General features: G+C 60.5%; 21 protein-coding genes. 7 read left to right on the top strand and 14 right to left on the bottom strand.

What is annotated here, in order from left to right; genetic code table 11:
- From FNU79_RS13275 to FNU79_RS13265, 3 genes are all read right to left on the bottom strand, one after another.
- Positions 1–1,089 carry a M20/M25/M40 family metallo-hydrolase gene (locus FNU79_RS13275; protein WP_143721302.1) on the bottom strand — a complete coding sequence of 363 codons (1,089 nt, stop codon included), beginning with the start codon at positions 1,087–1,089 and terminating at the stop codon, positions 1–3.
- Between the two features lie 69 nt (positions 1,090–1,158).
- The gene (locus tag FNU79_RS13270) at positions 1,159–1,572 is read right to left on the bottom strand and encodes a hypothetical protein (RefSeq protein WP_124873110.1); all 414 of its coding nucleotides are present in this window, start codon (positions 1,570–1,572) and stop codon (positions 1,159–1,161) included.
- Between the two features lie 264 nt (positions 1,573–1,836).
- On the bottom strand, positions 1,837–2,334 hold the full coding sequence (locus FNU79_RS13265; protein ID WP_143721301.1) for a DcrB-related protein: 498 nt from the start codon (positions 2,332–2,334) through the stop codon (positions 1,837–1,839).
- A gap of 145 nt (positions 2,335–2,479) precedes the next feature.
- On the opposite strand from FNU79_RS13265, the gene def reads away from it, so the two are divergent.
- The 3 genes from def to FNU79_RS13250 all read left to right on the top strand — a co-directional run bounded on the left by def (position 2,480) and on the right by FNU79_RS13250 (position 5,716).
- Positions 2,480–3,148, top strand: coding sequence for a peptide deformylase (gene def / locus FNU79_RS13260; protein ID WP_225430067.1), 669 nt, complete (start codon positions 2,480–2,482; stop codon positions 3,146–3,148).
- Positions 3,145–4,107 carry a methionyl-tRNA formyltransferase gene (fmt, locus tag FNU79_RS13255; RefSeq protein WP_143721300.1) on the top strand — a complete coding sequence of 321 codons (963 nt, stop codon included), beginning with the start codon at positions 3,145–3,147 and terminating at the stop codon, positions 4,105–4,107. Before def ends, fmt begins: the two co-directional genes overlap by 4 nt.
- Positions 4,108–4,366: 259 nt before the next feature.
- A complete protein-coding gene (locus FNU79_RS13250; RefSeq protein WP_143721299.1) occupies positions 4,367–5,716 on the top strand; it encodes a BCS1 and AAA domain-containing protein in 1,350 nt (449 codons plus the stop codon).
- A 73-nt stretch (positions 5,717–5,789) separates the two neighbouring features.
- Here the strand turns inward: FNU79_RS13250 and alaS are convergent, their stop codons facing one another.
- Positions 5,790–8,477 carry an alanine--tRNA ligase gene (gene alaS, locus FNU79_RS13245; protein WP_143721298.1) on the bottom strand — a complete coding sequence of 896 codons (2,688 nt, stop codon included), beginning with the start codon at positions 8,475–8,477 and terminating at the stop codon, positions 5,790–5,792.
- Positions 8,478–8,564: 87 nt separating this feature from the next.
- Between alaS and FNU79_RS19160 the strand changes: the two genes are divergently transcribed.
- Positions 8,565–8,717 carry a hypothetical protein gene (locus tag FNU79_RS19160; RefSeq protein ID WP_185974712.1) on the top strand — a complete coding sequence of 51 codons (153 nt, stop codon included), beginning with the start codon at positions 8,565–8,567 and terminating at the stop codon, positions 8,715–8,717.
- Positions 8,718–8,750: 33 nt separating this feature from the next.
- On the opposite strand, the gene ppk1 is transcribed toward FNU79_RS19160, so the two are convergent.
- Complete coding sequence (gene ppk1 / locus FNU79_RS13240) at positions 8,751–11,000, bottom strand: polyphosphate kinase 1 (protein ID WP_143721297.1); 2,250 nt, start codon at positions 10,998–11,000, stop codon at positions 8,751–8,753.
- A gap of 473 nt (positions 11,001–11,473) precedes the next feature.
- Between ppk1 and FNU79_RS13235 the strand changes: the two genes are divergently transcribed.
- Positions 11,474–11,680: a type II toxin-antitoxin system VapB family antitoxin gene (locus tag FNU79_RS13235; protein ID WP_143721296.1), complete on the top strand. Its 207-nt coding sequence runs from the start codon at positions 11,474–11,476 to the stop codon at positions 11,678–11,680.
- 94 nt (positions 11,681–11,774) lie between these two features.
- Positions 11,775–11,942 carry a hypothetical protein gene (locus FNU79_RS19155; protein ID WP_185974711.1) on the top strand — a complete coding sequence of 56 codons (168 nt, stop codon included), beginning with the start codon at positions 11,775–11,777 and terminating at the stop codon, positions 11,940–11,942.
- A 64-nt stretch (positions 11,943–12,006) separates the two neighbouring features.
- On the opposite strand, the gene FNU79_RS13230 is transcribed toward FNU79_RS19155, so the two are convergent.
- From FNU79_RS13230 to FNU79_RS13205, 6 genes are all read right to left on the bottom strand, one after another.
- On the bottom strand, positions 12,007–12,195 hold the full coding sequence (locus FNU79_RS13230; protein ID WP_143721295.1) for a hypothetical protein: 189 nt from the start codon (positions 12,193–12,195) through the stop codon (positions 12,007–12,009).
- Positions 12,196–12,199: 4 nt separating this feature from the next.
- On the bottom strand, positions 12,200–12,643 hold the full coding sequence (locus FNU79_RS13225; protein ID WP_143721294.1) for a hypothetical protein: 444 nt from the start codon (positions 12,641–12,643) through the stop codon (positions 12,200–12,202).
- A gap of 212 nt (positions 12,644–12,855) precedes the next feature.
- Positions 12,856–15,021, bottom strand: coding sequence for a S8 family peptidase (locus tag FNU79_RS13220; RefSeq protein WP_185974710.1), 2,166 nt, complete (start codon positions 15,019–15,021; stop codon positions 12,856–12,858).
- 146 nt (positions 15,022–15,167) lie between these two features.
- Positions 15,168–18,017 carry an aminomethyl-transferring glycine dehydrogenase gene (gene gcvP / locus FNU79_RS13215; RefSeq protein WP_143721292.1) on the bottom strand — a complete coding sequence of 950 codons (2,850 nt, stop codon included), beginning with the start codon at positions 18,015–18,017 and terminating at the stop codon, positions 15,168–15,170.
- Positions 18,018–18,306: 289 nt separating this feature from the next.
- Positions 18,307–18,567 carry a hypothetical protein gene (locus tag FNU79_RS13210; protein ID WP_143721291.1) on the bottom strand — a complete coding sequence of 87 codons (261 nt, stop codon included), beginning with the start codon at positions 18,565–18,567 and terminating at the stop codon, positions 18,307–18,309.
- Positions 18,568–18,659: 92 nt separating this feature from the next.
- Complete coding sequence (locus FNU79_RS13205) at positions 18,660–19,448, bottom strand: SDR family oxidoreductase (protein ID WP_143721290.1); 789 nt, start codon at positions 19,446–19,448, stop codon at positions 18,660–18,662.
- Positions 19,449–19,529: 81 nt separating this feature from the next.
- Between FNU79_RS13205 and FNU79_RS13200 the strand changes: the two genes are divergently transcribed.
- Positions 19,530–20,426, top strand: coding sequence for an ROK family protein (locus FNU79_RS13200; protein WP_143721289.1), 897 nt, complete (start codon positions 19,530–19,532; stop codon positions 20,424–20,426).
- Between the two features lie 5 nt (positions 20,427–20,431).
- On the opposite strand, the gene FNU79_RS13195 is transcribed toward FNU79_RS13200, so the two are convergent.
- The 3 genes from FNU79_RS13195 to FNU79_RS13185 form a co-directional block, all read right to left on the bottom strand.
- Positions 20,432–21,568 (bottom strand): Gfo/Idh/MocA family protein, encoded by a 1,137-nt coding sequence (locus FNU79_RS13195; protein WP_143721288.1) that lies wholly within the window; start codon positions 21,566–21,568, stop codon positions 20,432–20,434.
- A complete protein-coding gene (locus FNU79_RS13190; RefSeq protein ID WP_143721287.1) occupies positions 21,565–22,572 on the bottom strand; it encodes a sugar phosphate isomerase/epimerase family protein in 1,008 nt (335 codons plus the stop codon). The genes FNU79_RS13195 and FNU79_RS13190 overlap by 4 nt, the downstream gene beginning before the upstream one ends.
- Before the next feature lie 62 nt (positions 22,573–22,634).
- Positions 22,635–23,369, bottom strand: coding sequence for a hypothetical protein (locus FNU79_RS13185; protein ID WP_143721286.1), 735 nt, complete (start codon positions 23,367–23,369; stop codon positions 22,635–22,637).
- Positions 23,370–23,603 lie beyond the last annotated feature (234 nt).

Genomic DNA, 23,603 nt, shown 5'->3' with positions numbered 1-23,603 from the left:
TCACTCGTGCATGTAGCCGCGCACGAAGCGCTGTAAAATGCCCAGCCCCACGTTCAAGCTGCTTGGCTGCACCCACTCGTCTTCTCGGTGGGCATTGCCGCCCCGGTACACGCCCAGCGCCATAGACGGTACGCCGTGCGGCGCGGCGGCGTTGGCGTCGGTGCTGCTGGCGGCGGTCTTGAGGTCGATGCCCACAGGCTGAGAAGCCAGCCGCGCCAGCCTCAGCAAAGTATCGGAGCGTAGGTTACCGCCGGGTCTGTCGCCCACTTGGTCGAGGCGCACCTGCACGCCCGCTTGTCTGGCCGCGCCCTGCACGGCGTAGCGGGCTTTGTTGTCGAGGTCGGCGAGAAGCTGGGCGTCGAGCGAGCGCAGATCGAGCAGCAGTTCGGCGCTGCCCGCGATGCTGTTGACGCTGTTGCCGCCCGACGCCGTGCCGACATTCAGGGTGGTGCGCGGGCTTTGCGGCAGCGGCAGGGCGTAAAGCGCCGTGATCGCCAGCCCCAGCGCGTGCAGGGCGCTGGGCGCTTGGTCGCCCCACGAGTGGCCGCCCTGACCCGTGAAGGTCACGCGGTAGCGCCGCACGCCCACCGCTTTGGTCACGGCCACGCCGAGGTAGCCGTCGACCGCCACAAAAGCCGCAAGTTCGGGAGCGTGGGCCGAGAGCAGCGCCTTCGCGCCGCGTAAGTCGCCCAAGCCTTCTTCGCCGACATTGGCCGCCAGCCACAACGGGCGGCGCAGTTGGCTAGCATCGAGGTCGCGCAAAAAAGCGCTCAGCACCGCCAAGCTCGACGAGTTGTCGCCCACGCCCGGGCCGACCAAGCGTCCGCCTTCCTCGCGCACGGTGACGTCGGTTTCCGAGCTGAACACGGTATCGAGGTGGGCGGCTAGCAGCAGGGCTTTGCTGTGCGGCGAGGCGGCGCTCGACAAACTGACGCTCGGGCCCAGTTTTACCAAGACGTTGCCCACCGCGTCGCGCTCGGGGCGGTAGCCGAGTTCTCGCCACAGCGTTTCAATAAGCTGCGCCCGCTCCTCCTCGTGAAAGGTAGGCGCGGGCGTTTGGGCAATGCGGGTCAGGTAAGCAAGCGGCACGGCACCAGTCTAAACCACTTGGGCGCAGTTTGAGGCCGTCTCTAAGCGAGACTCAAGGTCAATTGGGTTTTAGCGGTTGCCGCGCAGAAGTTGGCTGCCGATCACACCGGCCAAGCCCACCAATCCGGCTTTGACGAGGGGGCTGCTGAGCATTCCGCCTTGTCCGAACGCCGACTCCAACGGGCTTTTGCCATTTTGTACCGGGGCCTGCGCAGCTTGGCTATACGCGTTGGCAAGTTCAGCCGGATCATTGGCATTGACGCTCTGCACGGGGTTGTTGGGGTCTTGGACGATGGCGTTGCCAATTTGCTGGCGCTGCTCCTGCGGCATGTTCTGGAAGTAGCCGCCCAGCACCTGGCTGCGCTCTTCGGGGCTGGCCTGCTGCAAGTAGCTGTGGACGTAAGCGGCGGCTTCTTCAGGGCTGACAACGCCGTCGCCGTTGGTGTCGCGGGGGTCAGCCGCCTGCGACATGCGCTGGTGCATTTGCTGGGCCTGGGGGTCTTGGTTGCCGCCGAATAGATTGGTCAAGCTGTTGAGATCAAAAGCCATGATGGTGCCTCCTTACCCACTTCCCCTGACTGCCTGCACCACGCCGAGAAGCGGGCGGCAGAAAATGGTATGGGTTCTTCCTTTCCAACGGTAAGACGCCGGCGCTTAGCCAGCGTGAGACACACCTAAAGCCTTCTGAACGCTCGGCGCGTTGGGCCTGCTGCGCTCAGAGCACTGGCCTCCTCACGCGCCCAGCCTTCAGTTGATCTTGAAGCTGTTAAGCATGGTGTTGGCAATCAATTTGTCGGCGTCGAAGTTGGCCTGCGGCGCGGCGAACGTCAGAATATAGGTCAGGTTGTTTTTGATGGTAAACACCTGAACCCAGTGCATCGACACGTTTTGCTGGCTGCCGACATAGTTGAGCAGGTGGCCCGGCAAGCCGCTGACTTTGACGTCGGCGTCGCTGAGCATTTGAAGGTTTTTGACTGTTTCACCGGCTTGCTGAAGGGCCAAAGCCCGCACGTCGGCCAGCGTGACTTTGAGCGAGGTGGCCGATTTGGTCACGGTGACATTGAAGCTGGCGGGCACGCTGCCGCCGCTGCTCGGCGCGGCGAGGGCCACGTCTACGCCCGCGACTTTTTTGCTTTGCCAGTCGTCGGGCACGCTGAGGGTGTAGGGGTAGGCTTTGCTCTTAAAGGTGGCGGCTTGGCTGCTGCCGAGCAGGAGGGCCAGCAGCAACACGGTGGGGCGTTTCATAGACGCAGGCTAGCAGTGAGGAGCTGACGGAGGGTGAGCGGCCGAATGGATACCCAAACCCGGTACCCAAGCTCGGGGCTGGGCGCTCAACTTGGTGAGGCGTGTTCCCGCAGCCTGACCCAAATGCCGTAAAATAAGCGGCACTGTGCCTAATCCTGTCCTCAAACCCCCTGCGCTCAAACCCAAAGTGCTGCGCCCCCAGCCCAGCGTCTACCCGCTGCGCCTCTACGGCGATCCGGTGCTGCGCCGCAAAGCCAATGCCGTCAGCGACTTTGCCGCGCCCGTGAACGTGCCGGGTTACGCTGCCGCCAGCCTCAAACAAGTCGCCCGCAGCTTGCTCGAAACCATGTTTGAAGCGCGGGGTGTCGGTATTGCCGCGCCGCAAGTCGGCTTGTCGCAGCGCCTCTTTGTGGCTGTCGAGTACGAAGACGACGAAGAAGAAAACGAAGGCCAAGACCGGCCCCTCAGAAGTAAGGTGCTACGTGACTTCGTGTTCGTCAATCCGGTGATGACGGTACTCAACAAGAAAAAAGATGCGGACCTCACCGAAGGCTGCCTGAGTATTCCCAACATTTACGAAGAAGGCGTCAAGCGAAACCGGGCCGTGCGGATCGATTATTTTGATCTGGACGGCAAGTCCCAGAGCGTCGAGGCTGAGGATTATCTGGCCCGCGTCTTTCAGCATGAAATGGATCACCTGAGCGGCGTGCTGTTTTTGGATCACTTGCCCGCCAGCGTGACCGACGAGTACCGCAGGGAACTGAGCGCGTTGCAGCGGCAAGCCAAAGCCAATCTCAAAGAGTTGGAAGGTTGAGTCAGCGCCGTAAGGTTGCCTTCTTCGGCTCGCCTGCTTTCGCGCTGCCGGTGCTGGACGCCATCTTGGCCGCGCACGAAGTGGTCTTGGTGGTGGCCCAGCCAGACAAACCCGTCGGACGCGGCCTGAAGCTGACTGCGCCGCCGATAGCCGCCCGCGCCGCCGAACTGGGCTTGCCCCTCGCGCAGCCGACCCGTCTCAAAAAGAACACCGACTTTGAAGTGGTGTTGCGCGGCAGCGGTGCGGAAGTGGCGGTAACTTGCGCGTACGGCAAGATTTTGCCCGCTGCACTCTTGGAAGTTCCGAAATACGGTTTCCTGAATACCCACACCAGTTTGCTGCCCCAGTTGCGCGGCGCGGCTCCGATTCAGTGGGCGCTGATTTCGGGGCTGGACACCACCGGAACCACTATCATGCAGACTAACGTGGGCATGGACACCGGGCCGATTTTGCTTCAGGAAGCGCTGCCGATTGCGTCGGACTGGACGAGCTTGGATCTTTCTGCGGCGCTGCAAACTCAGGCCGCCCGCTTGATCGTGCGGGCGCTGGATACCCTGGATACCCTGACGCCCACTGCCCAAAACGGCGCTCATGCCACCCACGCCCCGATGCTGGACAAGTCCGACGGTGACGTGCGCTGGGCGGATTCGGCGCGGGCCATTTACGACCGCTACCGGGGCGTGTATGCCTGGCCGAAAACCAGCGCTTTCGTGGGCGGAAAGCGGCTCAAGCTGTTGGATATGCAGTTGTTGGAGCTGCGGCCTACCGAAGGCGCGGGTCAGCCCGCCGAGCTGCTCGAAGTCAGTGCCGAGGGACTGCGGGTGGCCTGCGGTGCGGGCGCACTGCTCATCCGAACGGTGCAGCCGGAAGGCAAAAAAGCCATGTCCGCCGCCGACTGGCAGCGCGGCAGCAACTTGAAGGTGGGGGAGAGATTTGATGCGGGTAACCCGCTCTGCTGAGCTTGATATCAGAAGATGCAGCACAGTGAAAGAGATTTCTGGTGGAGCATAGCTTAGCTGAGGAGTGAGAACGCGAATCAGCGGTCAAGCTGAGCCAGTTAGCCTAGCTCTGCGCCGCCATTTCGCGCAGGCGCGGATGTGCAGGAGAGATTAGAGTCAGGGGGTCAAACGCTGCGTGCGGCGCTACTGGCTGACCGCCTCTCAAACTTTTACCTCCGATTCAGAAACGTCTGCCTCTGCACTGGCAGCGACCTTTATTATGTTGCACACTTTTTTTCAGGACTTTATCCACCTTATTTCCACGACCTTCAGCGGCAATGCCTTCGCGCAGGGCGGCTTGATGCTCGGCATTCTGGGCGCGGTGGCCGCTTACCTGCGGAACTTGCCCGGCGAGATGATCCAGCGCCTCAAAAACCGCTTGACCCTGACCGTAGAAGTGCAGGGCGACGACGCGGCCTACACCTGGCTCACCGCCTGGCTGGCCGCTCAACCGCAGGGCAAACGGCTGCGACACCTCGGCATTGTCACGCGCTACAACGAACAGCTCGGCGGCCACAACCTGCCGGTGGGCACTGACGCTGACGGCGACGAGATCACGGTGCGCCTGATTCCGCTCAGCGGTCAGACGCTGCTGCGCTACCGGGGCCACTGGCTGCTGGCCCGTCCCAGCCGCGAAAAGCAGAGCGGCCAGGATCAGCGGCTGCTCGGCTACACCCAGACGCTGACCCTACGGCTGTTCTCGGCTTCCCGCCAGATTTTGCCGGAACTGCTGCGCGAGGCGTACACGGCCACCGCCGGAGCCAACAGCGGCAAACTGGAAATCCATATTCCCCAGTACAACGACTGGCAGGTGGCTGAGCGCCGCAAGGTTCGGCCCCTGAGCAGTCTGGTCTACGCGGCGGATCTGCTCGAAAACGTGCTGGCCGACGTGCTGGAGTTCGGCACCGATCAGGCCTGGTACGCTGAAATGGGCATTCCTTACCGCCGGGGCTACCTGCTGCACGGCCCGCCGGGCAACGGCAAGAGCAGCTTGGTGGCGGCTCTGGCGGGCGCAGCGGGGCTGAATATCTGCGTGCTGAATCTGGCCACGCCTGATCTCTCGGATGACCGGCTCAGCGCCCTGCTCTCCAGCTTGCCGAACCGCGCCCTGCTGCTGCTGGAAGACATCGACGCCGTGTTCAAGGGCCGCGAGCCGCGTAGCCCCAGCGTCAAGCTGAGTTTTAACGGCCTGCTCAACGCACTGGACGGTGTGGCAGCGGGTGAGGGCCGCCTGACCTTTATGACCACCAACCACCTCGGCGACCTCGATCCGGCGCTAATCCGTCCGGGCCGAGCGGATCGCCATATTCAGATCAGCAACGCCAGCACTACTCAGATCGCTGGAATGCTGCGTCGCTTCTTTCCCGAGCTGGAAGAAGCCCGCGCCAGTGCCCTGGCCCAGCGCATCCCTGAACAGACCCTCAGCATGGCCCGCGTGCAGGAGTACTTGCTGGAGCGGCGCGGCAATCTAAGCGCGGCGGAAAGCGATTGGGCCGAGCTGTGCGGCACTCAGTTGTCTGCGGCAAAAGACCAGCCCTGCCCAACCCGGTTGCGGCTGCAAAGCGCCTGAGCGACTGCTTGGCCCTTCAAAGAAAGAACTCCGGTGCATGTGGCCGGAGTTCTTTCTTTGGGTTTGGACTCTCCTAGAAAGCCCCTTCCAGCGCTCCCAAAGCCGCTTCCGGGTCTTGCACGCCCGCCTGTGCCATATCGGGCCGCCCGCCGCCCTTGCCGCCGCCCGCTGCCGCCAGCTTGCTGATGAGTTGGCCCGCGTGTGCGCCGCGTGTCACGGCGTCTTTGGTGGCCTTCACAACCAGCCCTTTGTCGCCCACCACAATCGCCATATCCGCGCCGCTCTTGTCGAGCAGGTTGTCTGCTGCGCCGCGTAGCTCGCCCGCTTCAATGCCGCTAAGACGGGCCGTCGCCACCTTAAAGCCGCCCAACTCGCGGGTCTGGGTGCCGCCCTCGCCCGCTCCGCCCATCTGAGCTTGGGTGAGTTGACGGCGCACCTGTACGGTTTCTTGCTGGGCTGCTTTGAGTTGAGACTGAAGCTGAGCCACCCGCTCCGGCAACTGCTCGGGGCTGGTGTTAAGGCTGCTGGCCGCTTTGCTGGCCAAGGTGAGGCGCTCACGCACCCATCTGAGCGCCACGTCTCCGGTGAGGGCTTCAATGCGCCGCACACCCGCTGCCACATTTTCATCGCCCACGATCACAAACGCGCCAATGTCGCCGGTCCGCTCCACGTGTGCGCCGCCGCAGAGTTCCAGGCTGGTCACGGTTGCCTCGCCGTAAGGCACGCCGCCTTCCACCGTCACCATTCGCACCACATCGCCGTATTTCTCGCCGAAGAGGGCCATCGCGCCTGCTGCCCGCGCCTGTGCAATTGGCAACTGCTGCCAGGTCACGGCAAAGTTGGCGGTAATCCAGCGGTTGACCAGTTGTTCCACCTGACTGAGTTCGTCGGCGCTGAGGGCCGCGCCGTGCGAGAAGTCAAAGCGCAGGCGTTCGGGGGCCACCAGCGAGCCTTTCTGCTGCACGCCGCTGCCCAGCACCGCCCGCAGAGCCGCGTGCAAGAGGTGGGTGGCGGTGTGGTGGCGCTCGGTAGACTGGCGCTCGGGGTTGACGCTGGCCTGCACCTTCTGTCCCACCACCAGTTCGCCGCGCTCGACCAAAACGCGGTGAAGGAAGACGCCCTGTGCGGTTTTGTGTGTATCTAATACTTGCGCCTCGCCGCCTTCCCACTCCAGTCGCCCGGTGTCGCCCACCTCACCGCCGCCCTCGGCATACAGGGGCGTGCGGTGCAGCACGACCTGCGCCTCGCTGCCCGCCGGAAGGTGGGGCAAGCTCTCGCCGCCGCTGACAATGGCCTGCACCAACCCCGACGCCTCAAGCTGCCCGTAGCCGACAAATTCGGTGGGCGGCACATTGGCCAGCGTTTCGTCTGCGCCGCCGAACAGTTCGGACTTGCCGTACTTGCTTCCTGCCCGCGCCAGTTCCTGATCCTCGGCCAGCGCTTTATCAAAGCCCGCCTCGTCAATGCTGACGCCGTACTCCTCGGCAATCTCGCGGGTCAGGTCGATGGGAAAGCCGTAAGTGCCGTAGAGAGTGAAGGCGTCTTGACCACTCAATACGCTGTCTTTTTCCTGCTGATTCAGTAAGGCGTCCAACCGCTGAATCCCACTCTCCAATGTCCGCAAAAACCGCTCTTCCTCACCCTTCAAAGCCGCTTCAATTCGGCTCTGATTTTCTTTCAATTCTGGGTACGCTTCGCCCATGCTCTGCACCACCAGCGGCACCAGTTTGTAGATGCTCGGTTCGCGCAGGCCCAGTAAGTAGGCGTGCCGGGAAGCGCGGCGCAGAATCTTGCGGATCACGTAGCCGCGTCCGGTGTTGCTCAGTGCCACGCCGTCGGCCACCGTCATGCTCACGGCGCGGGCGTGTTCGGCCACCACCCGGTGAGACACGCTCTGCTCGCCCTCATACGGCTTGCCCGACAGCTCGGCAATCTTCTCGATCAGCGGCAAAAATACATCGTTGCTGTAAAAGTCGGGTACGTCCTGTACCACGCTGGCGACGCGCTCCAGGCCCATGCCGGTGTCGATATTCTTGAACGGCAAATCTTTCAAAGTTGGCGTGCCGTCCGCCTGCGGTTCTTGGCGGTCGTATTGCGGAAACACCAAGTTCCAGACTTCCAGAAAGCGGGCGCTCTCGCGGGTCTGGTGATAGTCGGCCCACGAATCGTCGCCGTACTTCGGCCCACGGTCATAAAAAATCTCGCTGCAAGGCCCGCACGGTCCATTCGGCCCCTTGGCGGGCGCGTCGGCAGGCCAGAAGTTCTCGTCCGCGCCGAAGCGGTGAATGTGGCTGGGGTCCAGGCCGATGTCCTGCGTCCAGTAACCGAACGCCTCGTCGTCGTCCTCGTAGATGGTCACGTACATCTGCTCGGCGTTCATGTTCATCCACTGCGGCTCGGTCAGAAACTCCCAGGCCCAACTGATCGCCTCACGCTTGAAGTAATCGCCAAACGAAAAGTTGCCCATCATCTCAAACAGGCTCAGGTGGCGGCGGGTGCGGCCCACGTTTTCGATGTCGCCCACCCGGATGCACTTCTGGGCGGTGGTCACACGCTTGCTCGCGCCCTCTTCAAACTTGGCGGCAGCGCCCATGAACTGCGGCTTGAACGGCTGCATGCCCGCCACCGTGAACAGCGTGGTCGGATCGGGCGCAATGCTGGAGTGCGAGGGCAAGCGCAAATGCTCTTTGGACTCAAAAAAGTGCAGAAATTTCTCGCGGATTTGGGCGGTGGTCAGGGTTGTGGTACGCGCAGAAGTCATGTTCAGCAGTATAACGGCGGGCCAAAGTGACGCCGTGCCGGAGGGAACGTTGGGAACTTGTTTAAGTAGGAGCGCATACTCAGTGGCATGGGACTTCTCTTCTTGGGCGGGTTTATCGGCCTCGCGGTGTGGATGGGTGTGCGCCAAGCGCGGCTGAACAAGGCCATGCGGCAAATGGGTGACGGGCCGGAAGGCAGCGGACCTTACGTGGGGCCAAACTATGCTGGCCCGCCGGAGTAAGGGGCAGGCCAGCGTAATTTGACTTGAGAGGTTCTACCCCAAAGTTCGAGCAGTCGGCAACTCTTCCGCGCCCATGAAGGCGGCCTGAGCGCTGCTGTCGCCGCTGAGCTTGGCATATTCGCCGCTGGCCGCCAGCACCCACGCGCCACGTGTGTCGGCCCACTCGGTATCGAGCAAGCTCAGCAGCTTGACTTTCTGCTTTTCGTCAAACAGTGGAGCAATCACTTCCACCCGCCTGTCGAGGTTGCGGCTCATCCAGTCGGCGGAACCGAAGTACACGTCGGGGGCGCGGTCCTTGCTGGCTTTGGTGTGGGGTTTGTGCTCGCTGGCGTCTCCGGCAAAAGCGTAGATGCGGGCGTGTTCCAAAAAGCGCCCGATCAGGCTGCGAACCTCGATATTCTCGGAAAAGCCCGCCACGCCGGGGCGCAGACAGCACACGCCGCGCACCATCAGCTGCACCTTGACGCCCGCCTGCGAAGCCTTATACAGCGCCTCGATCATCTGCGGATCGGTGAGCTGGTTGAACTTGAGCCGTGCCCAGCCGGGTTTGCCCGCCGCGACATTGGCCGCCTCGCGTTCCAATAATTTCAGGAATCCAGTGCGGGCGGTGTCGGGGGCCACCAGCAGGTAATCGTAATCGGCCTCGGCGTAACCGGTCAGGTGGTTGAACAGCGCCGCCACATCTTCCCCGAGTTCGTCGCGGGCCGACAGCAGCGAAAGGTCGGTATAGAGGCGGGCGGTTTTGGGATTGTAGTTGCCGGTGCCGACATGCACGTAGCGTTTGAGCTTCTCGCCCTCGCGCCGCACCACCAAAGTGACCTTGCCGTGCGTCTTGAGGCCGCTGACCCCGTAGACCACGTGCGCCCCGACCCGCTCAAGCTGCCGCGCCGAGGAGATATTGCGCTGCTCGTCGAAGCGGGCCTTGAGTTCGATCAGGGCCACCACTTGCTTGCCGTTCTCGGCGGCAGTCCTGAGCGCTCCGATCAGGCGCGGGTCGTCTCCGGTGCGGTAGAGGGTCTGCTTGATCGCCAGCACGTCGGGGTCGTTGGCCGCCGCCTGCACGAAGGCCAGCACATTGGTAAACGAGTCGTAGGGGTGGTGGAGCAGCACGTCGCCGCCGCTCAGGGTGTGAAAGATGCCCTCGTCATCCTCGCCGCCGAGGTCGGGGACGCGGGGCGAGAAGGTTGGAAACTGCAAATCGGGGCGCTCGACGGGAAGGCCCATCAAATTGGCGGTGCCGAGCGGGCCTTGCAGCTCAAAAATGTCTTCGTGAGCGAGCTTGAGGCGGCTTCTGAGAAATTCGAGCATCGGAGCGGGCATGTCGCGGGTGACTTCCAGCCGCACCGCCGAGCCGAAGCGCCGCCGCCGCAGGCCGTCCTCGATGGTGGCGAGCAGGTCTTCGGCTTCTTCTTCGTCAAACTCGTAATCGGTGTTGCGGGTCACGCGGAACACGTGCGAGCGCAGCACCATCCGGCCCCGAAACAGCTCGCTGAGATGCTCGGCGATCACGTCTTCGAGGAGCAGCAATTGGCCGCCGCATTTGACGATGCGCGGCAGCACGCCCACCGGCACCTTGACGCGGGCAAACTCCGGGTCTTCGCCTGCTCCGGCGTCGATCAGCACCGCCAGATTGAGGCTGAGGTTGCTGATATACGGAAACGGGTGGCTGGGATCAACGATCAGCGGCGTCAGCACCGGCTGAATCTGCGAAAGGTACTGCTCGCGCAGCGTGGCCCGCGCCCGCTTGCCCAAATCCTTGACCCGCCCAATTTCCACTCCCCGCTCTTGCAGCGCCTTAAAGATGCTGCGGGTGACTTTTTCGATACCTTGCAGCATCACGTGGGTGCGGGAGCGCACCAGGTTCAGCACTTCCTTGGGCAGCAGGCCGTCGAGACTCTTGGTGGTCACGTTGGCGGCGATCTGGCGGTGGACGCCCGCCACCCGCACCATAAAAAACTCGTCGAGGTTGCTGCCGCAGATGGCGGCGTAGGTCAGGCGCTCCAGCAGGGGATTGCTCTCGTTCTGGGCTTCAAACAGAACCCGCTCGTTGAAGGCCAGCCACGAGAGTTCGCGGTTGAGGTACGTGCTGTCATCCACCGCGCTGGTGCTCTGGGTTTCGATACCCACGCTGCTGGGCGGCGTTTTGCCCGCCCCTTTACTCTTCGGGGCAGCGGTTTTGGGGGCCGCCACCTTTTTGGGGTCTGACACCTTGAGGTCTGTGGCTTTGGGTTCCGGGGCCGAATGCTCCCCACTCGGCGCTGGTTTGGGGGTCTGCTTATTCATGGTTTGGATTCACCGCTTTGGACTGCTTGAGAATGGGGCTTTTGGTGAAGGGATCTGAACGGGCCGTGCCGAATTGGTATTAGAAAGCAAACAAGTCAGCGGAGCGTGAGTTGACCCGCCGGGCGCGGGAAGGTGCCATGAGCCTAACGCTTTGGGCGGCGCAGGCAAAATAAAAAAGGTTAAGGTTGGATTGGCACAGGGCAAGTCGGGGGACAACCACCGCGTAACGTTTAGGGGAGCCGGTGGAGGAATTGACGGCGCTGACCGAGCAGCCCACGCCGGAAGCGGCGGCGCTTTCGTTCTTTGTGGAGAAGTACAGAGGCTCGGCTTATTTGCAAACACGGGCCGTTAAGGGGAGCCGCGAAAAATTTGGCGAACGGATGGCTCTCGTTCCCGTAATGGAACCCGCTTCTGAAGACCGCCCCACGCCCACCACAGAGCCAAAGCGGAGGCTGAAGCGAGTAAAATAAGCCATGACCACCGTGCAACTTCCCGACGAACTGGTGAGGCATCTACAGACCATCACTGGGCAAGAGGGCGCTGACGCCGCCGTGCTGAAGGCGCTTGAGGATTATATTTATCAGCGGCAACTCCGGGTTCTGGATTTTGAAGGCCAGTTTGACGCTGACCCGCCGTATGACTACAAAGAGCAGCGGCGTATGGACGAGCGCAAAAACTAGGCTGACTGCGAAGCCTTCCTCGCCGTTCTCGCTAAAGCCCCTAAAGTGGAACCCGCCATAGAAGACCGCCTGCCCTGACGGATAAACTTTGAATATGGCCCTACGGGACGCCCGCATGAACCGCGCCATTCTGGAAGTTGCCACGTTTGAAACCCAAAGCAGCGACCTTGAGTACTGGTTGACCCACCCGCCTGCTGAGCGGCTGGAAGCACTAGAACTGCTGAGGTCAATTCATTATGGCGAATTGGCGACGAATGGCTGACTGATGCGGGTGTCAGAAGTTACCCAGCTGGAATAGAGACAGGGGCTGTATATGGCGCGGGCGTCTACTTCTCGCCTAGTTTGATTATTCGCACCACGTCCCGGCGCATCGGCTGATCAGTGCCTGGCCACATGGCCCGTAGCCGGAACACCTCGGCAATCCGTTCATGGGTGGGGCGGGTCAGCCAGTAGATGCTTTCCTTGGGTTCCTCGCCCAGCCGGAATTTTTTGATGGTACGAACGCGCTCAGTCATGTGCTTACTCCAGTGCTTCGATGTCGGCGAGGTCACGGGCGCGGCCAGTGGCCCGTTTGTTTGCCTTGAATGTTTCTACGTCCAGCACGGGCGCTTGTGTACCGGACAGGAAGGCCATAACCCGGCGTGGGTAGGCTTCGATGAAGGAAACGCCGTCGAGGCTAGTCAGAAGGTCGATTCGGGTCGGTTCGTACCCAAGTTGCAGCACTGTATTTTCAGTCAGAAAGTCGGCCTGACTCAGCCCGAGGCTCCCAAATCCGAACTCGTCCAAGGCCGCGAGAATCCTGGTGGCGTTGTCCTCGCTGACCTCCACCCAGATATCAAGGTCTTTGGTGTAGCGCGGGTGGCCGTGAACCGCTAAAGCAAAAGCGCCAGCGACCAGATACCGTACCTGATGGGTGTTAAGGGCTTCCAGAAATTCCCGAAAGTCGTCTGGAAGTTGCGTCATGGCAGTTGTTTATCCTACACCCTAGCCCCCCGCCCCGCGCCCACCACCGAGCAAAAGCGGAGGCTGGGGCTAGTGAAGGGAGGCATGTCCCCGCTCAATCAGTTTGAGGGGGTTGCCCCGAATACTATCTGCCCTAGCTACCTAAGCCCGCCCAGCCAAGTTCGCGCGTGCCTGAGCTGAAGCTGGGAGGTTTGAAAACTGTTTGGTGTTCTTTACACTGCGCTGCCTGGTTGCGTCATGGGGATTATATAATCAGCCCCAAAATCACTCATAAAGCTTCTATACATATCTATAGTTCCAGTTTCATCTATACATTCTATGATCAACGCGAATGCCTGCTTGTAATCTTCATCCAGCCTACCCCTCGTATTTAACCTCAAACGTATTTCCCACTCGCCGGAAGAGAATTGTCTGTCGAAAACTCGCTCGTATTTTACAACCGGATTAAATTTAGAGCTATATTTCGAGAGAGACTCGTTCGTACCGGTCACCTTTTGTTTAACTCCTGTCACATTTTTTGATAGTACAAATAAAATATCAGCGAGAGAATACTCAGCTGGATTATCGCTATCAACCTCGGGATCGTGTATCAATGTGAATTTAATTTTCAGTTTTTTAGATGTCTGACTGTCGAATAAACGAGGAATGTGAAAAGGTATATGGCTATATTGATCACTTGATAATTCACCCTCATGGATGAAAATCATCCTACTGATGTTTGAACCCTGATAGTCGGCGTCCTGAAATTCACCGAATCCATAAATATTATCTGGCTTAGCGGAAATTGCTCCATTTAACCCACTATTAGAAGCAAAATGTAGAAGGTAGCATTTAAGAAGATTCGCAGACATCTGAGGATCACTGCCCAAAATTTGAGCTGCATAGTGAGACACTATGGGTGCTGAAAAACTCGTTCCTATGTTGTATGCCAGTCTCTTTCCAGTAGCATCTAAACCTACAGCAGCCGATGTGTTCCTGAAATCTGGATCACCACTGCTAACGAAGCAGTTACCGCCGATAGAAACTAGATCAGGCTTAATACCACCGTCCATTCCTGGGCCAGTTCTAGAAAATGCAGAGATCTGCATGGGTAGCGAAATATCAGTCATACTCTGAACGTGTGAATATGAGCCGACGGCCAAACTCAGAATTGACTCAGCAGGCGCATTGATTCGTGTATCTGGATCACCTAAATATGCAGGAAAAGTTGCCCAGTCATGTGGCTCACCATGTCGCATATTTCCTGAGGCGACAATGAATGTTTTGTCGAATTTTTTAGCAATCGAATCTAACTCATTTGCTAGTGCGGAAATGGAGCCGCTATTTATCGGATTAGGAGTGCCGAAAGATAAATTGAATATTCTTACTTGAGGAAAACTATCAACAAAGTTATTTAAAAGATCTATAACATCGCTCTCCATTAAAGATTGATCTCTGCCAAAAACGTCTCTATAAAATAACGGAACGTCAATAACATGACATTTTGGCAAAAGGTTTCCTGAATTAACTTGATCTTCCAGATCGTTGCCATATATGATTCGGCTTGCAACTAAAGTTCCGTGAGATGTGTCAAATGATGACCCTAAGCCTAAATCCTCAAACCTTGCCACAACGAAAGGACTAATAAACGGTGAACCTTGCACAATACCTGAATCCAAGACGGCAACTATGACATTCGTCTCAGAAGTTGCAACTCGTGTTATAGGTGATATTATTTCGCCTACTATTGCTGGTTCTAAACGTAAAGAGGCATTCATTTTAATAAGACGTATGGAATTATATGATGTTGCCAATTCAATTATTCTCTCAGAATTGAGAGTAACAGTCAGAGCTAAGCCAGAAGAGCTAGTCCTCAAAAACTTCGACGCGGCTTCTTGTCGTACTTGCACCTTCACGGATATATCCTGCAATACCTTCCTCTGCTCATCATTGGATAATCTAGAATATAAATATATTATGCAATTATGAACACCTGTTTTTAGCAGTTCAGTATCTATCTTAGCCAGAGGATCCACTTCTTCTATGCTCTCAATAGAAGAAAAGTAAGATTTTCCTGTATGTTCGTCTGTAGTAGCATAAGTTTCGACTTTTAGACGTAATCTTTTAAAATCAGATTTTGTGCTAACCGCTATTCCTCTGCTTTTATCTTTAGCATCAATCTGTATAACTTCAACGCCAACAGATTTTAAACGATGTCTGCTGTCTTTAATTGAACTATCTTTTGCGGTCACAACAGCATAGACAACATCACCAATTAAATCCGAATCAGACTTGGCTTCTAGATTTTCAGAAGTTTCAATAAATTTTGAATATAATCTTCGCCCATGACTCGAGTAATCGTCACGGGTGTAAGTTTTCCCACCGCCTGTTGATGTCACTGGAGATGACCTCACGAGCCTTGAAGGGATGCGAATCTGTCTCATGCGTTAAATATGACACAATTCACATTCAGTGATCAAAATTGCCGTCTTGGGGATCCATATTATTCCTCTGGAGATGAGTTGCATATGAGTTTGAATTAACTTCACACCCCGACCCAATTCTCCATCGGCGGGCAGCTACACACGAAATTCCTGTCCCCGTACACGTTGTCCACGCGGTTCACGCTCGGCCAGTATTTCCAGTGCTTCTGCGCGGGCGCGGGAAAGGCCGCCACCTCGCGGCTGTAGGCCCGGTTCCACTCGCCAGCGACCAGATCGTCCTGCGTGTGCGGCGCGTGCCTCAGCGGGCTGTCCTCGGCGGCAATCAGGCCGTCTTCCACTTCCTGAATCTCGCGGCGAATGCCCAGCATGGCCTCCACAAAGCGGTCGAGCTCGGCTTTCGGCTCGCTCTCGGTGGGTTCGATCATCAGCGTGCCCGCCACCGGAAAACTCATGGTGGGCGCGTGGAAGCCGTAATCCATCAGCCGCTTGGCGATGTCTTCCTCGCTGATGCCGCTCTCCTGCTTGAGGGGCCGGATGTCGATGATGCACTCGTGCGCCACCCGCCCGCCTGCTCCGGCGTACAGCACCGGATACGCCCCGCGCAGCTTGTGGGCAATGTAGTTGGCGTTCAAAATGGCGACCTCGCTGGAGCGCTTCAGGCCCGCCGCTCCCAGCAGCCGGATGTACAGGTACGAAATAGGCAGGATGCTGGCGCTGCCATACGGCGCGGCGCTGACGGCTCCGGTGGTGCTGTCCGAGGTGGGGCGAACGCTGTGGTTGGGCAAGAACGGAGTCAGGTGCGCCTTGACCCCAATCGGCCCCATGCCCGGCCCGCCGCCGCCGTGCGGAATGGCAAAGGTCTTGTGCAAGTTCAGGTGCGACACGTCCGAGCCGATGAAGCCGGGGCTGGTGAGGCCCACCTGCGCGTTCATGTTGGCTCCGTCGAGGTAGACCTGTCCACCGTGCTGGTGAATCAGCTCGCAGACCTCGCGCACGTTCTCCTCGAACACGCCGTGCGTGCTGGGATAGGTAATCATCAGTGCGCCCAGGTTGTCGCTGTGCTGCTCGGCCTTTTCCTTCAGATCCGCAAAGTCGATGTTGCCGTCCGCGTCGGTCTTGACCACCACCACCGTCATGCCCATCATGGCCGCGCTGGCCGGGTTGGTACCGTGGGCGCTGGCCGGAATCAGGCAGATGACGCGGTGCGAGTCACCTCGGCTCTGGTGGTACTTGCGAATGGTCAGCAGGCCCGCGTACTCGCCCTGCGCTCCGCTGTTGGGCTGCAAACTCACGGCGTCGTAGCCGGTGATGTCGGCCAGCCAGCGTTCCAGCTCGGCCAGCAGCTCGGCGTACCCCTCGGTCTGGTCAGTGGGCGCGAACGGGTGAATGGCCCCCAGTTCCGGCCACGTCACCGGCAGCATCTCGGTGGTGGCGTTCAGCTTCATGGTGCAGCTGCCCAGCGGAATCATGCCGTGCGTCAGGCTGTAATCCTTGTTCTCCAGCAGCTTCAGGTAGCGTAACATGCCGTGCTCGGAGTGGTGGGCGCTGAAGGTGGGGTGCGTCAGGAACGGCGTGGAACGCTGAAGGCTGGACGCAATGCCCTCGGTTGCGCCTGCTTCCAGTGTGGCTATATCTGCCGCCCCGCCCGTAATGACCTCAATAATGTCCGCGAGGTCGTGAACGGTGACGGTTTCGTCCAGGTTGACGCCGATCTTGCCGCCGCTATACCGAAAGTTGATTTCCTTCGCCTCGGCCCGCACCCGAATCGCGTTTTGATCGCCCTCAAAGCTCAGCGTGTCGAAAAAGCTTTCGCTCGGCTTCAGGCCCGCGTCTTGCAGCGCCTTCGCCAGCATGCCCGTCAGCAGATGCACCCGCTCGGCAATGGTCTTAATGCCTTCCGGCCCGTGCCACACCGCGTAGGCGGCGGCCATGTTCGCCAGCAGCGCCTGAGCCGTGCAGATGTTGCTGGTCGCCTTCTCGCGCCGGATGTGCTGCTCGCGGGTCTGCATCGCCATTCTCAGTGCAGTTTTGCCCTTGCTGTCCTTACTGACGCCAATCACGCGGCCCGGCATTGAGCGCTGGTAGCTGCTGCGGCAAGCCAGGAACGCCGCGTGCGGCCCACCGAAGCCCATCGGCACACCGAAGCGCTGCGAGTTGCCGATGACAATATCGGCCCCCTGCTCGCCGGGAGGCGTCACCAGGGCGCAGGCCAGCAGATCGGTGGCGACGATCAGGGCCGCTTGCGAAGCGTGCAGGCGCTCGGCAATCGGGGTGATGTCGTGCAAGTCGCCGTAAGTGCCGGGCGTCTGAACCAGCGCGGCGAAGGTGCCTTCTGGCATTTCGGCGTCCGCTGCGCCTACCACCACGTCATAGCCGAAGTACTCGGCCCGCGTGCGAATCACGTCCAGCGTCTGCGGATGCACGTCGTCGGCCACGAAGAACACGTTGCCCTTGGCTTTGGCGGTGCGCTTGGCCAGCGTCATGGCCTCGGCAGCGGCAGTGGCCTCGTCCAGCAAGCTGGCGTTGGCGACCTCCATGCCGGTCATGTCCATCACCATCTGCTGAAAGTTGAGCAGCATTTCCAGCCGCCCCTGCGAGATCTCAGCCTGATACGGCGTGTAAGCGGTGTACCAGCCCGGATTCTCCAGGATGTTGCGGAGCACCACAGGCGGTGTGTGGGTGCCGCTGTACCCCATCCCGATGTAGCTCCTGAACACCTTGTTCTTGCTCGCCAGCACCTTCAGATCGGCAATCGCCTGCGCCTCGGTGACTGGGCCGCCGACCAGCATTTCGTTTTCCCGTACGATGGCGGCAGGAACGACAGATGCGATGAAAGCTTCCAGAGTGTCAGCGCCCAGCTCACGCAGCATCTCAGTTTGCTCAGCGGGGCTCGGGGCAATGTGGCGGCGGGTAAAGTCGTCGGTTTGCAAGAGTTCAGAGAGGGGGCGCATGGGCAGGACTCCTTTGGTGGTCTGGAAGCGGAGGGGGCAGGGTCAACTCACCACTGAATAGCCCGAAACGGCCCCCGAGATTGCAGTAAGGGCCGTGTTTGCCAAACGGACACGCCCGCCTGTGCGGGTTAGTCGTTGGGCAGGGGAGTGGCAGGCGAGGAAACAAGTCCTCTTCATTCTAAAGGCAAAGCTGAGTGGCTGAGCGGAGGGCAGGGGAACTCTGCGCCCCCAGCCCAGCCGCCTCAATTTGCGTACCGGATCATGGGTCAAAAAACGCTTTTGAGTGCCTTCAGATCGCCGGGAAAAACAAGGTGGTTTCTTCCGGTACCCAGTACGCGTGCGCTCCGCTCTGGGCAGGAACGCAAAACATCACCGCTTCAAATGGCAATTCTTCGGCTTCCACCACGCCGATATTCCAGCGGCTGCGCTCCGAGCCGAGGATGGCGATGGTGCCGAGTGAAGTCTCACATTCCAAGTATTCGGTGCCCTGCTCAGCGGCGCGAATCGGCCCAACCGCGTGAACAGTCAGGTGTCTGGGGTCAGCTTGCATGCCTTCAGCAAACCACACCGCCTCTGACATGGGCGTCACATCCGGGCGTGCGGCCCAGACCCAAACCTTGGCAGTATTCGTAAAGTCAGTGTCTACAAACTGGTCATTGCCCCGCCGTCCACCAGCAGCACGCTACCGTTGACATAAGCGGCGGCGGGCGAGCACAAGAAGGCCGCTACCCGTCCGAACTCATCGGGTTGCCCCAACCGTTTCATCGGAATCTGCGCCTCGGACGCGGCCCGGATTTCGCTCCGGCTCTTGCCCTGCTTGGCAGCGAGCGCGTCGTCCAGCTCGTTGATTCGCCCGGTTTCAATGCGCCCCGGCGCTAAGCCGTTCACCTGAATATTGTCGCCCGCCAGTTCCAGCGACAGACTCTTACACAGCCCCTGCACGGCGGGCCGGAAAGTGTTCGATAAAGTCAGGTTGTCAATCGGTTTCTTGACGCTGCTGCTGAGAATGGTCAGGACACGCCCGCCGCCTGCCGCTTTCAGTAGTGGCAAGGCCAGCCGCACGCTCCGCACCACGCTCATCAGGGTGAGTTGAAAACCAGTGGCCCACTGCACCTCGCTGAGCGCTGAGAAGTTACCGGCTGGTGGCCCGCCCGCGTTGCACACCAGAATGTCGAGCTTGCCAAAAACCTCGTTCACATCGGCAAAGAGCTGGGTCAAGTCGGTTTCGCTGGCAACGTCGGCCCCGAAAGCCAGCACTTCGTTGCCGCTTGCGTCTTGAATCTGTTGGGCCGCTGCCTGAGCGCGGGCCAGATCACGCGAACAGATGGCCACCCGCGCCCCTTCTACCGAGAGCGCCGCTGCCGTCGCGTAACCCAGACCTGCACTGGCCGCCGTCACAAGCACCGTTTTTCCTGTGAGTTGTAAATCCATTGGGCCTCCTGCGATCAAGTTAAAGTTGTGGAGTGGAGTCTAGAGCTTCTGGGGGCCAGCGCTTCCGCTTAAAATTGAGCCATGCCTTCTGACTCCATGCCCCTTCTGGCCGTTGACATCGGCGGCACGTCGCTCCGGGCGGCCCTCATTGTGGGCGAGCGCGTCATCGAGCGCCGGGAAGCCCGCACCCCTAAACCCAGCACGCCGGACGCGGTGATGGCGGCAGCCTTTGAGCTGGCCACGCCGCTGGCCGGGCAAGCTGCCGCTGTGGGCGTCGCCTGTGCGGGCGCGGTGGCGGCTGGACGCGTTACCGCCACTGCCGCCCACACCTTCCCCGGCTGGACTGACATCCCTCTGGCCGACACCTTCGCCTCAGCGCTGAACCTGCCCTGCTCGGCGCTCAACGACGCCCGCGCCGCCGCTTGGGGAGAGTACGCGGCGGGCGCGGGGCGCGGGGCCAGCGAATTCATGTTTATCACCATCAGCACGGGCGTCGGCGCGGGGCTGATTCTGGGCGGGCAGCTTCATCTGGCGGCCAACGGCCTTGACGCTGAACTGGGCTTTGTCAGCGTGCCTGCTGTCTGGGCAACGGGCGCTGAGGTGCCGCCCCTCGGTCCACTGGGGCCGCTGGAATTTGAAACCAGCGGCACGGCGCTGGGCGGGCAAGCTCAAGCGCTGGGCTTTGCCGACGCCCGCGCCCTCGCCGCCGCCGCCGAAGCGGGCAACGAACAGGCCGACGCCGTGTACCGACGCTCGGCAGCTCTAATCGCCTGGAAGGTGGCAGACATCGCCGCCCTGCTGGGCGTTACCAAAGTGGCGCTGGGCGGCAGCGTGGGCCTGCGAGGTGGTTATTTGGCGCGGGTGCGAGACAGCCTCGCCCATTTTCCAGAGCGCTATCAGCCGCAGGTGGTTCACGCCGAACTCGGCTCAGACGCCGGGTTGATCGGTGCGGGGCTGTGGGCGGGGCGGGGGTTTTAAGCTCTTCAGAACTTCGCCCACATTCCATCCATCCCGGCACTTTCCAGCACCTTTTCGACAAAGGCCACGCCCTGCACACCGTCTTGCAGGGTCGGGTAGAGCGTTTCTATGTTCTCGCCCCGCTGCCGCGCCCAGATGTCGTCCGCCACGTCGCTGTAGATGTTGGCAAACGCCTCGATAAAGGCTTCGGGATGTCCGGCAGGCAGGCGGGTGGCTGCCGTCGCCGCCGCGCCTAGCCCTGGCCCACCGCGTGTCAGCAGTTGGCGCGGCGCGTCGAGCTGATCGTAGACCAGCATATTGGGGTCTTCCTGCCGCCAGCTCAAGCTGCCTTTGGTGCCAAACACGGACAGGCGCAGGTCATTTTCGCGGCCAATTTCAATCTGCGAAACGGTGAGTATTCCCTTTGCGCCGCCCTCAAAACGCAGCAGCATGCTGGCGTCGTCGTCCAGCGCCCGGCCCGCGACGAAGTGGGTCAAATCAGCGGCCACTGCTGCCATCTCCAGGCCCGTCACGAAGCTGATGAGTTGCTCGGCGTGGGTGCCGATGTCGCCCAGCGCTCCGGCGGGACCGCTGCGGGCGGGATCGGTGCGCCAGTCGGCCTGCTTGCCCTCGCTTCCGGCGGCCAGCCAGCCCTGATGGTACTCGGCAATCACTTTGCGAACCGTGCCGAGTTGCCCGCCGCGCACCATCTCGCGGGCCTGGCGCACCAGCGGATAGCCGGAGTAGTTATAAGTCACGGCAAAAACGCTCTGGGTCTGCTCGGCTGCCGCTTGAAGTTCGTGCGCCTGTGCCAGCGTATGCACCAGCGGCTTGTCGCAGATGACGTGAAACCCGGCCTGTACGGCGGCCAGCGCCACAGGAAAGTGCATATGGTTGGGCGTCACGATGCTGATAACTTCCGCGCCGTCTTCTCGCCCTTTTTCGCTCGCCAGCAATTCTTCCCAGGTGCCGTAACTGCGCTCGGCGGGTAGTCCCAGCGCCGCGCCCGAGGCTTTGGAGCGCTCCGGCGTGCTGGAGAGCGCTCCAGCCACCAACTGATAGCGCCCGTCCAGCGCCGCCGCGTGCCGGTGAACCGCGCCGATGAAGGCGTCCTTGCCGCCGCCGACCATCGCCAGTCTTAAAGGGCGTTGATAGTCACTCACGCCTCATCCTTGGCAAAGGCCGCGTCGAACACCACGTCCGAAGCGGGAAAATCCAGCTTACGGGTGTAGTCGGCGCTCTCGGTGGCTCCAAACACCCTATCCATCCGGGCATCTTCCCACTCGATGCTCAGCGGCCCCGCATAGCCGATGTCGTGCAGCGCCACGATGATGGCTTCAAAGTTCACGTCGCCGCGCCCCACTGAGCGGAAGTCCCAGAAGCGCCGAGAGTCGCCAAAGGTGGTATGGCCACCGAACACGCCCACTTCGCCGCTGCCGTGATTCCACCAGACGTCTTTGATGTGGGCGTGGTAAATCCGCTCGGGAAAGCGCCGCAAAAAGCCCACGTAATCCACGCCCTGATAAGCGAGGTGGCTGGGATCGTAGTTGAAGCCGAAGCGCGGGTGCTGGCCGACTGCTTCCAGCGCCCGCTCCGCCGTGGCCGTATCGAAGGCGATCTCGGTGGGGTGAACTTCCAGGGCAAAGTTGACGCCGACTTCCTCGAACACGTCCAGAATTGGCCCGAAGCGCCCCGCAAAGTCATCGAAGCCGCGTTGCCAGTAGGCTTGATCGGTGGGCGGGAAGGCGTAGATGCTGTGCCACACACTTGAGCCGGTGAAACCCGTCACCACGCTGACGCCCAACTTTTGAGCGGCGCGGGCGGTGTCCATCATTTCCTGCGCGGCCCGCTGGCGCACGCCCTCAGTCTCACCGTCGCCCCAGACGTGGGCGGGCACGATGGCCTTGTGGCGCTCGTCAATCGGGTCGCAGATGGCCTGCCCGACCAGATGGTTGCCGATGGCATACACCTTGAGGCCGTGCTGGGCAAGCAAATCGAGCACGTTCTGGACATAACCGTCTTCTTTCAAGGCCCGCTGAACGTCAAAGTGATCGCCCCAGCAAGCCAGCTCCAGGCCGTCAAAACCCATTTTCTTAGCCAGCGGCGCGAGTTCGGTAAGGGGCAAATCGGCCCACTGGCCGGTGAACAAAGTGATGGGTCTTGGCATAGTTGACAGTATCTCAAGAGGTTGAGCCCAAAATCGCAAAATAGAGAAGCACTGGTACTTCTTTAGAGGCCAGCGTCGCCCGCCAACAGCCGCTGATCGATCTGCGTCAAGCTGAACTGCTGGCTACCCGCCTGCCAGTTCAGCATCCAGATCAGATCAAAGCGCTCATCGGGCCACTGTGCTGGAATCGAATGTGCCGGAATCAGATCGGGCTGTCCGGTGATGGCCCGCGCCAGTTCGGGAATCAGGGTATGTTCCCAGGCCACCAAGGCGGCCCCCTGAGCGCCGCCCTGCCGCGCCGCCGCGCCGAGCATCTGGCCGAGGAGATCGGTCTGGGTTTTGGGGTACGGCTGCTCAAGCGCGATGCCCAGGCGCTCTGCCAGTGGCGTCAGCGTTTCGGCGGGCCGCTGGCTGGCGCTGCCCTTGCCAATCGCCGAGGCGAAGAGGCGTGTCGGCTGTGACAGGGCGCTGTAATGGATGTCGGCCAAGAGAGAGGGCTGGCTAAACAGTTGTGTCAGCGCTCCGGCCCGCTGCCAGCCGCGCACCGTCAGCGATTCTGAATCGGGCTGGCCCGCAGCGGTGATGCCCAGCGGCCCGCTGCCGTCACCGTTGGGTTTTTCGGCGTGGCGAATCAGCATAATTTTGGGTACGGCGGCTGAGTGAGTAGGTTTGAGTCCTGCGGCCAGCGCCGAGTTTTGAAATGAACTGGCGGCGGGCAAACTCAGGAGGCCCAGCCCGACCCACTCAAGAAAGGTGCGCCGGGAAGGTTGGCGGTGTTGCGGTTCAGGTCTATTCATCATTCTCCTTTCCGTGCTCGGCGTGGTGCGCGACGCCTCACAGCACCTGGCAGCGAATGAACTGCGCCCCACAGTGGAATCCGCGACGCTGAAACCCGTCACGCCCTTTGAATAGCGTGTTTTTATAATCCGCAGACGTATCTGATTAGCGGCTTCCGGCGCTCCCGTCCAAGGACGAGGGTGCTGCTGTTAAGCTGTGGCGCATGGCTGGGACGCTGAGAGAACAGGATCTGC

The organism is Deinococcus detaillensis, assembly GCF_007280555.1.
GTDB lineage: Bacteria > Deinococcota > Deinococci > Deinococcales > Deinococcaceae > Deinococcus > Deinococcus detaillensis.
This window is presented reverse-complemented; position numbering and strand designations above follow the sequence as displayed.

What these genes read in the sequence shown, in the direction of transcription:
- FNU79_RS13270 (WP_124873110.1), bottom strand. Translation starts at nt 1,572, where the DNA reads ATGCACCAGCGCATGTCGCAGGCGGCTGACCCCCGCGACACCAACGGC.
- FNU79_RS13265 (WP_143721301.1), bottom strand. Translation starts at nt 2,334, where the DNA reads ATGAAACGCCCCACCGTGTTGCTGCTGGCCCTCCTGCTCGGCAGCAGC.
- FNU79_RS13250 (WP_143721299.1), top strand. Translation starts at nt 4,367, where the DNA reads ATGTTGCACACTTTTTTTCAGGACTTTATCCACCTTATTTCCACGACC.
- alaS (WP_143721298.1), bottom strand. Translation starts at nt 8,477, where the DNA reads ATGACTTCTGCGCGTACCACAACCCTGACCACCGCCCAAATCCGCGAG.
- FNU79_RS19160 (WP_185974712.1), top strand. Translation starts at nt 8,565, where the DNA reads ATGGGACTTCTCTTCTTGGGCGGGTTTATCGGCCTCGCGGTGTGGATG.
- ppk1 (WP_143721297.1), bottom strand. Translation starts at nt 11,000, where the DNA reads ATGAATAAGCAGACCCCCAAACCAGCGCCGAGTGGGGAGCATTCGGCC.
- FNU79_RS13235 (WP_143721296.1), top strand. Translation starts at nt 11,474, where the DNA reads ATGACCACCGTGCAACTTCCCGACGAACTGGTGAGGCATCTACAGACC.
- FNU79_RS19155 (WP_185974711.1), top strand. Translation starts at nt 11,775, where the DNA reads ATGGCCCTACGGGACGCCCGCATGAACCGCGCCATTCTGGAAGTTGCC.
- FNU79_RS13230 (WP_143721295.1), bottom strand. Translation starts at nt 12,195, where the DNA reads ATGACTGAGCGCGTTCGTACCATCAAAAAATTCCGGCTGGGCGAGGAA.
- FNU79_RS13225 (WP_143721294.1), bottom strand. Translation starts at nt 12,643, where the DNA reads ATGACGCAACTTCCAGACGACTTTCGGGAATTTCTGGAAGCCCTTAAC.
- gcvP (WP_143721292.1), bottom strand. Translation starts at nt 18,017, where the DNA reads ATGCGCCCCCTCTCTGAACTCTTGCAAACCGACGACTTTACCCGCCGC.
- FNU79_RS13210 (WP_143721291.1), bottom strand. Translation starts at nt 18,567, where the DNA reads ATGCAAGCTGACCCCAGACACCTGACTGTTCACGCGGTTGGGCCGATT.
- FNU79_RS13205 (WP_143721290.1), bottom strand. Translation starts at nt 19,448, where the DNA reads ATGGATTTACAACTCACAGGAAAAACGGTGCTTGTGACGGCGGCCAGT.
- FNU79_RS13200 (WP_143721289.1), top strand. Translation starts at nt 19,530, where the DNA reads ATGCCTTCTGACTCCATGCCCCTTCTGGCCGTTGACATCGGCGGCACG.
- FNU79_RS13190 (WP_143721287.1), bottom strand. Translation starts at nt 22,572, where the DNA reads ATGCCAAGACCCATCACTTTGTTCACCGGCCAGTGGGCCGATTTGCCC.
- FNU79_RS13185 (WP_143721286.1), bottom strand. Translation starts at nt 23,369, where the DNA reads ATGAATAGACCTGAACCGCAACACCGCCAACCTTCCCGGCGCACCTTT.